We start from the raw sequence: 12,795 nt of genomic DNA, 5'->3' as shown, positions 1-12,795 counted from the left end.
CTTTAAGATTTTTCCTGTTTTTGTTTTTCCGTTTTTTACTTTTATTGTTCCGGTTCTCTCTTGAAATTCTCCTGTGCAGCTTTAAGGGCTGCCTTTTCCTGCTTCTTTTTTTCACGAAGCTTTCTGAAAAACTCAGACAACATAGAAGAACATTCCTCTTCCAGAACTCCCTGTATAATCTTTACCTGATGATTAAATCCATCCACCTGCAAAAGATTCATCACAGAACCCGCGCAACCCGCTTTGGCATTCATACAGCCGATCACTACTTCATCTATTCTGGACTGGACAAGTGCCCCGGAGCACATCTGACATGGTTCCAGCGTCACATACATAGTGCATCCCTCCAGCCGCCAGTCTCCAAGTTTTTTACTGGCTTTGCGGATTGCATTCAGTTCTGCATGGGAAAGTGTGTTTTTATCTGTGTTTCTTCTGTTATATCCACGTGCGATGATCTTACCCTCATGCACGATCACACAGCCGATTGGCACTTCTTCCAGAGCTTCTGCCTTCTTCGCCTGACGGATAGCTTCTTTCATAAAACGTTCCTGATCTGTCAACTTTTCTTTTCCTTTCTGCTGTTGCATCACTACCAGAATAGCAAAAAGAAAGCCTGAAAACCAATTGGTTTCAGACTTCCTATGCGTAGTCGAAGCGACGGGATTCGAACCCACGACCTCTGCGTCCCGAACGCAGCGCTCTACCAAACTGAGCCACGCTTCGTCAATGCAAGTGCTATTATATTAATAAAATTGCAGTTTGTCAATAGATTTTTTCAAATTTTTTAATTTTTTTGAATATTTTTGTTATTGAGAGCGGAATGAACAGTGGCATATTTTTTTTTAACGGTCATATACATTATTGAATCTGGTTTTACGGAGGAAGGATTTTGTCTGGATATCGGCGTTTTATCGCATATGTATATGACTATGAAAACGGAAAGAAAGGCAGCAACTGCGGATTTATTAAAGTTGAAGTAAAAGATCAGCAATGTTCTGTTGAGATTCATCTGCATTGTCCGGAGCTGCCTGAAAATGTAAAATGCAATATTTATGGATTTACACGAAAGGATGGCCTGATCAACGGAATTCTTCTGGATACCTGCGAGACAGAGAAAGAAACTGTAGAATGCCTGATCATAACAGATGCAACAGATATGAATGACTCCGGCATTGCAATTGGTAAGATGGGTGGAATGATCATTACTTCAGATACCGGCGGATTCTTTGGTACTGAATGGGACGATCAGCCTATACGTCCGGAGAATTTCCATGAAATAAAAGCTATGCCTGCCGCAGATATTCCTGACTCTGCGAAAATCACTTCACAGAAACCCAAAGTTCCGGCAGGTATAGTATTGCAGGAAATTCTGCCCTCTCAGGGGGCGCCCGAAGAACCAAAAGATATTTCAGAAAAACCTGAAGACATCTCACTTACAAAAGTTCCTGACGATGCTTTATCAGTTGAACCGTCTGCCAACATTCCAGCTCAGAGAACATCTGATAACAATCCAGAAACAGAATCATCCGATATCTCAGATAATACTGTTGAAGATACCAATAGTTCTGAAAATGCCGGCACTCCTGTCCCGGAAAGAAATATAGAAAACAGAAAAACCTCTGCCGAATTTTCCCCCTTCTCCGATGGCGAACTGATCGCTGCATGGAAGATACACCTTGATGATCTGAAGCGTTTTCCGCGGCATTACTGTGCACTGCGCAATAACCGATTTCTCCAGTACGGGCATTATAATTTCGGATATTTGCTTTTAGGACAAAGAAATAACGGACAGTATATCCTCGGCGTTCCCGGCGTTTATAATCAGCAGGAACGCTTTATGGCAAATATGTTTGGCTTTCCTTACTTCAAAGAAAGCAGCTATATAGAGATTCCAAAAATGCGCGGCGGTTACTGGTATCGTTTAATCGATGCCCCGGATTCCCACAGATAAAATCGTCTTTTGAAGAATCTTCTGAAAATTCTGAAGTTCTTCAAAAGTATAGCTTCCATATCCAGGCCTGAGGACTCCATCTGAGTCCTTATAAGCCTGCAGATAATATTCTTTCGCTCCTGCCAGCCACCCGGCGATTTCTTCAAAATCCTTCTGCGTATGCAGTTCCCGTACTACTGTTGTTCTGAATTCATAGTCCAGATTCCCATGCAGCAGAAAATCTGCTGTCTCAAAAATACTGTCCATATCAGGCTTTTCTATTCCGGTCAGATTTCCATAGTTATCCGGACAGGCTTTGATATCCATAGCTACTTTATCGATCAGTCCGGCTTCTGCCAGATGTTTTACAATCTTCGGACGTGAGCCATTGGTGTCCAGTTTAACAGCATAGCCCAGCTCTTTGATTTTTCCCAGAAATTCCTCCAGACCATCTGACAGTGTAGGTTCCCCTCCTGAAATGCAGACCCCGTCCAGAATCCCCTTTCTTTTTTTCAAAAAAGTCAAAAGTTCCTCCTGACTGTAATCCGGCTGTTCTCCGGGAGCCACAACCAATATACCATTCTGACAGAACGGACAGCGGAAATTGCATCCACCCAGAAATATAGTACTGGCTACCTTTCCCGGATAGTCCAGCAATGTCGTTTTATTAAAGCCACAGATTCTCATTGTTTATCTCCATTCCAATTATATTTTACCGTATATAAATCTGATATATCATTTTATCATCAGGCATCTGAATCCTCAAGTTAAACCACCTATGTTATAGCAATCCGGACAAAAATTCGAAAAAAAGAACCCTGTTTTACCAGAGTTCTTAATCACATTATTGTTTTGTTATCAGTTCAACTGATAAACCTCAGCAGACTGAAGTCCGAAGCTTAATGCTTCTGAATGGCTGTCACAATAAATATCAACATGTCCATAAGGTGTTCCCAGATCCTCTACTGTGTATACATTTCCGTTGATCAGAAGCTGTGTTCCAAAGGGTACTCCCGCCATAGCCACAGTACGTCCTGCTGTCGGAACTGTTCCGCTGGCTGTCAGGTTACCTGCTGTACCGCAGCACTGTGCGCAGTTGCAATATGCAGTCAATGTAAAGTTGCCAAGGTATTTTCCCTGACCGGAAGAACTGTCTGAGGATGCCTGGCTGTCAGATGTATCTTCTGATTCGCTACCGTCAGAGTCTCCCTCATAGGAATCTGCATCGTTCTCTTCGTATATATCTTCATCAGCAGAATCCCCTGAATCTTCAGAATAGGAATCTTCAGAATTATCATCAGATCCTTCAGTCTCCGAAGAATCCTGACTGTCCGAAGAGTCTTCCTCATAGGAATCTGTATCTTCTTCATAATCATCAGAACTCTCTTCTGCATCCTGTTCCTGTGCCGCTGCCGCCTCTGCTTCGGCCTGTGCCTGCGCTGCCTCTCTGGCTGCTTTTTCCTCTTCTGCCTGCTGCACAAGCTGAGCAATGCTGTTATCTGCATTGTTGATTTCTGCAGTCAGTGCTGCTGCTTCTTCCTGGCTTGCGCTAATCTGGCTTACATAGGAAGAGATGTTATCACTTGTGCTTGCTGCAAGATTCTGAACCTCCTGCTGTTTGGCCGCTCTCTCTTCAAGAAGCTGATCAATAGCAGCCTTCTCTTCCTCAGCAGTTGTTTCCTGATCTTTGATAGTGTTCTGAAGGTTCTCGCATTTCTCCAGCATAGTCCTGTCATACTGGGAAATCTTCGCAACACTCTCTGCATTGTTGAGGAACTCAGAAAGATCCTTAGATGACAGCAAAGTCTCTAATGCAGATGTACCGCCATTCTCATACATATACTGGATGCGGAGCTTCATATCATCATATTGTTTATTTAATGCCTTCTTGGCTTTCTTTAATTCTGTGTGAAGCTGTTTCAGCTCATTCTCTTTCTCTCCGGCCTGTATGCTGAGTTCAGAAATTGCATTAGTCAGGTCTTCATACTGTGTATTCAAATCAGACAGATAGTTCTCCAGCTCCTGCTTCTTGCTCTGAAGGCTATCAATATTCGCCTGTGTCTGGGCAAGTCCGGCTTCTGCCTGCTGTTTCTGAGCCTGCATATCAGCAATCGCATCTTCTGTTGCATATGCAGTTGTTCCCATAGAAAAAGTAAGCATTCCGGCCAGCAGTAATGAAAAAACTTTTTTCTTCATAAATCAATCACCTTTCTCGTTAATCTGAAACCCAGTATATCATATTTCGTAAAAAAATCAACACTTTTTATTAACTTATGTAATAATTATGTAACATTTTGCGTTTTCACCAATGCTAACAAAAAACAGGCACTGCCCTTTTTCAGAGACAGTGCCTGTGCTTCTTCTTATTTGTTTACAGTTCTTTATTCACCGGTTATTCCGCTTCTGCAGCTTCTTCCGATTCCGCATCCATAACTTCCTGGAACTTGTCCAGAATAATTGTCTGGATCCTGTCACGTGTTGCAGAATTGATCGGATGTGCAATATCACGATATTCTCCGTCTGTTGCCTTACGGCTTGGCATAGCAATAAATAACCCTTTTTCTCCTTCAATCACCTTAATATCATGTACTACAAATTCATCATCGATCGTTATGGAAACAACCGCCTTCATCTTTCCTTCTTTTGCTACCTTCCTCACACGCACGTCAGTAATATTCATGATACAAATTTACTCCTTTCGATTTACCGAATCTATCCGGCTGTTTTATTTACAGTATATATCTGTCATTTTTCTCTACGACGATCTTCACTTCACCGTCGCCGCAGTAATACGAATTTGCACGAATAGTATCCCGGCTTTCAACAATGCAGTTCTCAATATGAGTATTATCTCCCAGATATACATTGTTCAAAATCACAGAGTTCTTGATCACACAGTTATTTCCTACAAATACGTCTTTAAAAAGGACGGAATTCTCCACCGTACCATTAATAATACATCCGCTGGCAACCAGGCTGTTCTTCACCTGTGCTCCCGGATTGTATTTTGCAGGAGGCAGATCATCAATCTTTGTCTTAATTGTCGGTTCCTGTTTGAAGAAATAGTTTCTGATCTCCGGTTTCAGGAAATCCATATTTGTCTTATAATATGCTTCCGCTGTAGAAATATTGCTCCAGTATGTGTCAATCTTATATCCATAGATTCTCTTAAGATTCTTGTAGCGGATCAGAATATCCTTTACAAAATCATGTCTGCCTTCCAGTGCAGCTCTCTCGATCAGTTCGATCAACTGTCTTCTTCGGATAACATAGATACCTGTTGAAATTGTATTATAAGAAGAAACCATTGGCTTCTCTTCAAATTCCTCAATCCTGCAGTCCTCATTCATACGGAGAACACCAAATCTCTCAATCTCATTGGGATCATCGCAGGTAGTGCATACTACCGTAACATCTGCACGTTTCGCAATATGATATTCAAGAACCTTGTTGTAATCCATCTTATAAACACAGTCGCCGGATGCGATCACTACATATGGTTCATGACTGCTTTTAAGGAATTCCAGATTCTGATAAATAGCATCTGCTGTTCCCTGATACCACAGACTGTTCTCTTTTGTAATCGTAGGTGTAAATACAAAGAGACCACCCTGTTTTCTTCCGAAATCCCACCATTTGGAAGAGCTTAAATGTTCATTCAGAGAACGGGCATTGTACTGTGTCAGAACAGCAACTCTCTGAATATGGGAGCTTGCCATGTTGCTCAGTGCGAAGTCGATACTTCTGTAGCTTCCGGCGATCGGCATTGCTGCGATTGCCCTCTTATTTGATAATTCTCTCATGCGGTTATTATTACCGCCAGCCAAAATAATACCTATCGCTCTCATTATTCGTCACCGTCCTTTGCTGTAATCACCTGTCCGCCAGCCAGCTCACCATCAGGATAATCCTCAGGAACAGTTATGCCTGAGATTGCTGTATTCTTTCCAACCCTTACATTATCCGGGATCACGCTTCGTTCACCAACCGTAGCAATTCCAAATGCATAAACTGCAGGTTTCAGCACATTCGGTGCTTCCTCACCACATCCCAGTACAACATTGTTTCCAATAGTAACATCCTCGGCAATAATAGCCTTATCCATCTGTACGCCCTCACCAATGGTAGAATTGCGCATGATAATGGAATCACGGATCACGCTGCCTTTTCCGATCACAACATTTGGTCCGATCACAGAATTATGTATTTCCCCATAAATTTCTGCACCCTCACCGATCAGACATCTGTCTGTAACCGCATCTGCCGAAATATACTGAGGCGGGATAATATCTCCCTTTGTGTAAATCTTCCAGAATTCTTCATAGAGATTAAATTCCGGAATAATATCGATCAGTTCCATATTGGCTTCCCAATAAGAACCCAGTGTTCCTACATCCTTCCAGTATCCATTGTATTCGTAGGCGAAAAGTCTCTCACCTTTCTCCTTGCAGTATGGAAGAACATGTTTGCCAAAATCACAGCTGTTCTGATCCTTCAGAGACATCAATGCTTCCTTTAAAGCAGGCCAGCTGAAAATATAAATTCCCATGGACGCCAGATTGCTGCTTGGATGCTCCGGTTTCTCCTCAAACTCCGTAATGCGTCCTATGTCATCTGTTACCATGATACCAAAACGGCTTGCTTCCTCAATAGGTACCGGCATACAGGCAATCGTCACATCCGCTTTATTCGCTTTATGGAAATCAAGCATTACTTCATAATCCATCTTATAGATATGGTCACCGGATAAGATCAGGACATAATCCGGATTATACTGTTCCATGTAATCCATATTCTGGAAGATTGCATTGGCTGTTCCTGTGTACCACTCACTGCTGGTGCTCTTCTCGTAAGGCGGAAGTACTGTTACACCACCTTCGTTTCTGTCAAGATCCCATGGAATACCAATTCCGATATGTGTATTAAGTCGCAATGGCTGATACTGTGTCAATACACCCACTGTATCGATGCCTGAATTAATACAGTTACTTAAGGGAAAATCTATGATACGATATTTCCCGCCAAAAGCAACTGCAGGTTTCGCTACTTTTTCTGTCAGTACACCCAGTCTGCTGCCCTGACCGCCGGCCAGAAGCATAGCTATCATTTCTTTCTTAATCATGCAATCACCTCTTGTTGTAGTTATGGTAACTATTCGTCAGTCTGCTGTTTCGCGAGGCACTGAACAGTTACAGGTTATGATTATTTGATTATAACACACTTTCATCTGTTAGTGAACATTATTTACAATTTTTGTTTTTCATTTTTTGTTTTTTTATGATTTTTGCACACGTTTTTTATTCAGCCTGTATTTCTGCCGATATATTATTAGGCATTTTTTATATATCCAATGTCGTTTTTTGTGATTTTTTATCAACAAAAAGAAGTCCTTTTCATTTTAAGGTACAGGGAGTATAATAAACAAACAGACAAAACAGTTCCAGTAACTGTGCTAATATTTCACAGTTATCGGATTTATAAAGATTTGTAAATAATTGATCAAGGAGAACATACTATGTATCAGATAGATTTTCACAAACCACTTCATATACATTTTATCGGTATCGGCGGCATCAGCATGAGCGGACTGGCCGAGATTCTTCTCGGCGAGGATTTTGTCATTTCCGGTTCCGATTCCAAATCCAGTCCTCTTACTCAGGCACTGGAGAAAAAGGGAGCCACCATCTATTACGGACAGCGTGCCACAAACATTACCGATGACGTAGATGTTGTGGTATATACCGCAGCTATCCATCCCGACAACCCGGAATTTGCCTGCGCAAAGGAAAAAGGCCTTCCAATGCTCACACGTGCAGAACTTCTCGGACAGATCATGAGGAATTATGATACTCCTGTTGCCATTTCCGGAACTCATGGAAAAACAACCACAACATCTATGGTATCTCACATTCTTCTTGCAGGAGACTGTGACCCGACCATCAGTGTGGGAGGTATTCTTCCTGCTATCGGCGGAAACATCCGTGTGGGCAATTCTGAGACTTTTGTCACAGAAGCCTGTGAATACACCAACAGCTTTCTGAGCTTTTTCCCGAAGATCAGTATTATCCTGAATATGGATGCAGACCATCTGGATTTCTTTAAGGATATTGACGATATCCGTCATTCCTTCCGCCGCTTTGCAGAGCTTCTTCCTGCTGACGGTACACTGATCATTAATGCAGATACTCCGAAATATGAAGATATCATCCGGGATCTTCCATGTAATGTGATTACTTATGGTCTGGAACATGATGCAGATTATCAGGCAGCAGATATCACTTACGACAAATATGGACATGCTTCCTTCACTGTTCTGCGCAACGGCGTTAAGGTTGGCAGCTATTATCTGAAAGTGCCGGGCATCCACAATGTTTCCAATGCACTGGCAGCAATTGCCCTTGGCCATCTTCTTGGTCTTTCCGAAAACGTAATCATCAAGGGACTTGGAAGCTTCACAGGTACAGACCGCCGTTTCCAGTATAAAGGAGAAGTTGCAGGGGTTACGATTGTAGACGATTATGCACATCATCCTACAGAGATTGAAGCAACTCTTCATGCCGCACACAATTATCCACATAAAAAATTATGGTGTGTATTCCAGCCACATACATATACCCGTACCAAAGCTCTGCTTCCGGAATTTGCCAAAGCACTCAGCCTGGCAGATCATGTGGTAGTTGCAGATATTTATGCTGCAAGAGAAACCGATACTCTGGGAATTTCTTCAGAGGATCTGCAGAAGCGTATCCAGGAACTTGGAACACCCTGCGAATATTTCCCGACCTTTGATGAGATTGAGAATTATCTTCTCGCAAACTGTCAGGAGGGAGATCTGCTCATCACCATGGGAGCCGGCGATGTTGTTAATATCGGAGAACATCTGCTGGGTAAATAATGTTTCTGACGGATAACCTCCTATTATAATAGGCAGTTGTCAGACAGTTATTTGCAATCCGCTGCCTGACATAGATATCAACAATTTACACAGGACAATTCGGAAAATATTTTTTCTGGATTGTCTTGTTTTTTACAACCGCCCAACTTATAGCAATAGAAGACACTGAACCCTTGTGTCTCTGTCGACAATTTTCTCCAAAAAGTTATAAACATTTTATCCCCCTCAGTTCTTCCTTTATTTAAAGTAGTCCAGAGTACTTATCCACATTTTCCACATTGTTATACACATTTTCATCTGTCTGCCTGTGTGGATGTATATGTGCATAAATCACTTAACATAATTCGACATTATTCGTCCCCTGTAATACTCTGTTTTTCCCTGAAATTCAACATTTTTCAGGTTTCCAATAATATATACTGAATTTTATCTTTCCACATTATCCACATTATCCACATTCAAATGTGGATGAAATCTTCGACAAAAATCCCCTATTCTCTTTTAAAAAATGTTGTGCTATAATTCATAGATATCAAGTCAGGGACTAACTTCCTTTTATTCCTGACATCTTATTATGAAAGAGAGTGGAGATTCATGGCTATGATCACTTTACAGAATTCCCGCAATGCGGAGGTCACTGTATTAACCAACAATTTCATAGACAACTATATGCCCGAAGCCAACGGAGAATTTGTAAAAGTCTATATCTATCTTCTGAGGCTTCTTTCTGACGCTTCTGTACCTTTCAGTCTGGAGCAGATGGCAGATCATTTCTTCTGTACGGAACGTGACATCATCCGCGCTCTAAAATACTGGGAGAAGGAGAAACTCCTTACTTTAACCTACAGAAGTAATGAAGATCTTGCAGATATTACACTTAATGTACCACCCATAAAAGCAGAATCTCCCGGCGCACCTGTTCAGGCAGTACCTGTTGCCCAAACAGAGGCACAGGCTTCGTCTGCGCCGGCACAGCCCGTGAAACAGACTGCCAGGACAACCTCTTCGCTCTCTCCTGACCGTGTAAAAGAATTAAAGCAAAATGATGAGATCGTACAGCTCCTTTATATTGCAGAACAGTATCTCGGCAAAACCCTTACCCCTACTGAAATGAAAAAGATTCTGTTTTTCTATGATGAGCTGAAATTCTCACCTGATCTGATCGAATATCTGATCGAATACAGCGTCAGCCGCGGACATAAGAGTATGCGTTACATAGAAACCGTCGCTCTTGCTTGGGCAGATGAGGGAATCACCACTGTCACTATGGCAAAAGAAGCAAATTCCCGTTATGCAAAGGAATATTTTACCATTTTCAGGTCAATGGGGATCAGCGGACGAAATCCTGTAGATACAGAAGTTTCTCTTATGAACACCTGGCTGAATGACTATGGCTTTACCATGGATATTATCCAGGAAGCCTGCAGCCGCACAGTTCTCTCCACAGGACAGCCCAGTTTCCAGTATGCGGATAAGATTCTCTCCGGATGGAAAGATAAAAATGTCCGCACACTTGCAGATGTCCGGCTTCTCGATGCCCAACATCAGCGCCAGAAGCTGGAAAAGAATACCCAGCGAAAAACAGCCCAAAAACCAACTGCTTCAAACAGGTTTAACAATTTTCATCAGAGACAGTACGACTTTAATGAATATGAGAAGAAATTACTGAATCAGTAACAGCAGTGATATAGCAGTCTGAAAACCACTGAACAGCTACAAAAAACAAACGAAAGGGTGTGAGGTTATGCCTTTACAGAATTATCAGTATGATACGATCATGCGGGAATACAGCAAGACCCAGTCTCAGAACAGACGTATTCTGGAGGAGCGTACTCAGGAGATTTATAAAAAAATCCCACGCATCCGCGAAATAGATGAAGAGGTTGCCACTCTGAGCGCAAAAAAAGCAAGAGCACTCTTAAGCGGAGAATCATCAGGTCTTGAGGACCTTAAAGCTGCAATTTCTCTTTTGTCTCAGGAGCGCAATGCCCTGCTGGTATGTAATTCGTATCCGGAGAATTATCTGGAACTTCCATATAAGTGTCCGGTCTGTCAGGATACCGGTTACGTCGGAAGCCAAAAATGTACCTGTTTTAAAAAAGCAGAGATAGAACTGCTCTATACGCAGTCCAATTTAAAAGAAATTCTCAAAAAAGAAAACTTTGACCACTTTTCTTTTGATTATTATTCTGATACAATGAAGAACGAAGCTACCGGACTGACAGAAAGAGAAACGGCCCGGAGAGCTTATGATATTGCCAGAGGTTTCGTGAAAAATTTTGACGGTTCCTTTGAGAATCTGTTTCTTTACGGTGATACCGGCGTGGGTAAGACTTTTCTTTCTCACTGTATTGCTCATGATCTTCTGGAATCAGCACATTGCGTTATGTACTTTTCCGCATTTGATCTGTTTGAACTGCTGGCAGACTCCAAATTCTCCAGAGATAAAACAGAAGGATCGGAATTTGTATTTGACAGCGATCTGCTGATCATCGACGACCTGGGAACTGAACTTACAAACAGCTTTGTCTCTTCCCAGTTGTTTTTGTGCATAAATGAACGTATCATGCGCAGGAAGTCTACGATCATATCAACAAATCTGAAACTGGAAAATTTCTCGGATACTTATTCCGAACGAACCTTTTCGAGAATCGCCAGCAACTACCGTATGGTGAAGCTGGAAGGAAAGGATATCCGTATACAGAAAATTTTTTTAGGAGGAAAATAAAATATGGCACAGGCAACAACTAAAGATTTAACTACACTTCCGGTGGGCAGACTTGGTCTGATCCCTCTGATCAGCTGTAAGGATCTGGGTGAGAAGGTAAATGAATGGCTGATACAGTGGCGTAAAGAGCGCAGCCACGAGGAGCTTGATTCTTTTGCATTTGAGGGTTATCAGAGAGATTCCTATCTGATCCCGGTCCAGACAGCACGTTTCGGTTCCGGCGAGGCGAAATGTACGATCATGGAATCTGTACGTGGTGACGATATCTATCTGATGGTTGATGTATGTAACTACAGTCTTACCTACAGCATCGGACCATACGAGAATCTTATGTCCCCTGATGACCATTTCCAGGATCTGAAGCGTGTAATCGGCGCGATTGGCGGTAAAGCCCGAAGAGTAAACGTGATCATGCCTTATCTGTACGAAAGCCGCCAGAATATCCGCAGCGGCAGAGAATCCCTGGACTGTGCAACAGCACTTCAGGAACTTGTAAGTATGGGTGTGGAGAATATCATCACTTTTGACGCACATGATGCACGTGTACAGAACGCCACTCCACTGCACGGATTTGAAACCGTACAGCCATCCTATCAGTTTATCAAGGCGCTTCTCAATCATGAGAAGGGACTTCACATTGATAATGATCACTTCATGATCATCAGCCCTGATGAGGGAAGCATGAACCGTGCGATCTATCTTGCCAATATCCTCGGTGTTGATATGGGTATGTATTACAAACGTCTGGATTACTCCAAACGGATTAACGGACGTCACCCGATCGCAGCTTACGAATTCCTCGGTCCAAACCTTAAGGGCAAAGATATGATCCTGATCGATGATATGATTTCTTCCGGTGATACAGTTCTTAAGATTTCTTCTCTCCTCAAGGAAAGAGGAGCAGGCAGAATTTATATCTGCTCTACTTTCGGACTGTTTACAAACGGACTCGAGAAATTTGATGAGGCTCATAAGGCAGGAGTGTTTGACAAACTGCTCACTACAAACCTGATCTATCAGTCTCCTGAGCTTCTTGCAAAAGATTACTACATCTCCTGTGATATGAGTAAATATATCGCCCTGATCATTGATACTCTTAATCATGATCAGTCCGTAAGCTATCTGCTCAACCCGGTTGACAGGATCAACCGCTGCGTAAGCAATTACATGGCTCAGTATGATGAGAAATAAACAAGCTCTGTAACATTAAAAAGAGATTTCATGTCCTGCTCCGATTATTTT

General features: G+C 42.2%; 11 protein-coding genes and 1 tRNA gene. 5 read left to right on the top strand and 7 right to left on the bottom strand.

All coding sequences use genetic code 11. From position 1 onward, the window contains the following. Positions 1–41 precede the first annotated feature (41 nt). Positions 42–587, bottom strand: coding sequence for a tRNA adenosine(34) deaminase TadA (tadA, locus tag G4417_RS09390; protein ID WP_274603791.1), 546 nt, complete (start codon positions 585–587; stop codon positions 42–44). Positions 588–649: 62 nt separating this feature from the next. Next, a tRNA-Pro gene (locus G4417_RS09385) sits at positions 650–723 on the bottom strand. Positions 724–889: 166 nt separating this feature from the next. Between G4417_RS09385 and G4417_RS09380 the strand changes: the two genes are divergently transcribed. Next, positions 890–1,951, top strand: a complete 1,062-nt coding sequence (locus G4417_RS09380) for a DUF6128 domain-containing protein (protein WP_173683617.1) — start codon at positions 890–892, stop codon at positions 1,949–1,951. Here G4417_RS09380 and G4417_RS09375 read toward each other — a convergent pair. The 5 genes from G4417_RS09375 to G4417_RS09355 all read right to left on the bottom strand — a co-directional run bounded on the left by G4417_RS09375 (position 1,922) and on the right by G4417_RS09355 (position 7,052). Continuing rightward, on the bottom strand, positions 1,922–2,617 hold the full coding sequence (locus G4417_RS09375) for an anaerobic ribonucleoside-triphosphate reductase activating protein (protein WP_008706935.1): 696 nt from the start codon (positions 2,615–2,617) through the stop codon (positions 1,922–1,924). The genes G4417_RS09380 and G4417_RS09375 overlap by 30 nt on opposite strands. 171 nt (positions 2,618–2,788) lie before the next feature. Beyond that, positions 2,789–4,126: a hypothetical protein gene (locus G4417_RS09370; RefSeq protein ID WP_173683618.1), complete on the bottom strand. Its 1,338-nt coding sequence runs from the start codon at positions 4,124–4,126 to the stop codon at positions 2,789–2,791. 196 nt (positions 4,127–4,322) lie between these two features. Continuing rightward, entirely contained in the window at positions 4,323–4,610 is a 288-nt protein-coding gene (gene spoVG / locus G4417_RS09365; RefSeq protein ID WP_173683619.1) for a septation regulator SpoVG, read from the bottom strand. 49 nt (positions 4,611–4,659) lie between these two features. Continuing rightward, a complete protein-coding gene (glgD, locus tag G4417_RS09360) occupies positions 4,660–5,778 on the bottom strand; it encodes a glucose-1-phosphate adenylyltransferase subunit GlgD (RefSeq protein WP_173683620.1) in 1,119 nt (372 codons plus the stop codon). After that, positions 5,778–7,052 (bottom strand): glucose-1-phosphate adenylyltransferase, encoded by a 1,275-nt coding sequence (locus G4417_RS09355; protein ID WP_173683621.1) that lies wholly within the window; start codon positions 7,050–7,052, stop codon positions 5,778–5,780. The genes glgD and G4417_RS09355 overlap by 1 nt, the downstream gene beginning before the upstream one ends. Positions 7,053–7,445: 393 nt before the next feature. On the opposite strand from G4417_RS09355, the gene murC reads away from it, so the two are divergent. The 4 genes from murC (at position 7,446) to G4417_RS09335 (ending at position 12,744) form a co-directional block, all read left to right on the top strand. Beyond that, positions 7,446–8,825: a UDP-N-acetylmuramate--L-alanine ligase gene (murC, locus tag G4417_RS09350; protein ID WP_173683622.1), complete on the top strand. Its 1,380-nt coding sequence runs from the start codon at positions 7,446–7,448 to the stop codon at positions 8,823–8,825. A 594-nt stretch (positions 8,826–9,419) separates the two neighbouring features. Further along, on the top strand, positions 9,420–10,502 hold the full coding sequence (locus G4417_RS09345; protein ID WP_173683623.1) for a DnaD domain protein: 1,083 nt from the start codon (positions 9,420–9,422) through the stop codon (positions 10,500–10,502). A gap of 67 nt (positions 10,503–10,569) precedes the next feature. Then, the gene (locus tag G4417_RS09340; RefSeq protein ID WP_173683624.1) at positions 10,570–11,553 is read left to right on the top strand and encodes an ATP-binding protein; all 984 of its coding nucleotides are present in this window, start codon (positions 10,570–10,572) and stop codon (positions 11,551–11,553) included. A 3-nt stretch (positions 11,554–11,556) separates the two neighbouring features. Next, complete coding sequence (locus G4417_RS09335; protein ID WP_026648770.1) at positions 11,557–12,744, top strand: ribose-phosphate pyrophosphokinase; 1,188 nt, start codon at positions 11,557–11,559, stop codon at positions 12,742–12,744. Positions 12,745–12,795: the final 51 nt, after the last annotated feature.

Origin of the sequence: Blautia wexlerae, from assembly GCF_013300825.1 — a bacterium.
GTDB classification, from domain to species: Bacteria; Bacillota; Clostridia; order Lachnospirales; family Lachnospiraceae; genus Blautia_A; species Blautia_A wexlerae_B.
Note: the sequence above shows the minus strand (reverse complement) of the source record. Positions and strands in the feature narration are given on the sequence as shown.